Raw genomic sequence first — 400 nt, 5'->3', positions numbered from 1 at the left:
GAGGTACTTGCTCTGTGGTTAGCTGACCTTTATAAACCAATGTCTTATAAGACAGTGAGTTGATGTAGAAGTCATCGCCAATGTTAGAAACACTTTCCAGACATACTCGAACAGTATAGTTACGCAGAACGTACAGCTTTCTTTCAAGCTCTTCAGGTGTTGTGCTTGGGCCACCTGTAATGAATACGTGTTCGAATTGAGGCTCAGTGCTTAATGGGTCGGCACCCAGCATAGAGTTATCAGTAGGTAGAACGCGATAGCCTAGAACTTCAAGGTCTAGTCGTTGTGCGTTGCGCTCTAGAATGTCGCGACACTGTGCACGTTTGTACTCATCACGAGGGAAAAGTACGACACCCACACCGTATTTCTCGAAAGACGGCAGGCGAATGCCCAGTTTAAC

At 46.2% G+C, this 400-nt stretch carries 1 protein-coding gene; it reads right to left on the bottom strand.

Annotated elements, in window-relative coordinates; translation table 11 throughout:
• Positions 1–400 (bottom strand): hypothetical protein (locus tag AB4585_RS25900; RefSeq protein ID WP_372171639.1); only part of this gene is annotated, 400 nt, incomplete at both ends.

The organism is Vibrio sp. 10N.222.49.C9 (genome assembly GCF_041474985.1).
Classification (GTDB): Bacteria; Pseudomonadota; Gammaproteobacteria; order Enterobacterales; family Vibrionaceae; genus Vibrio; species Vibrio crassostreae_C.
The sequence above is the reverse complement of the archived record's forward strand: the minus strand, read 5'-3'. Positions and strand labels throughout refer to the sequence as shown.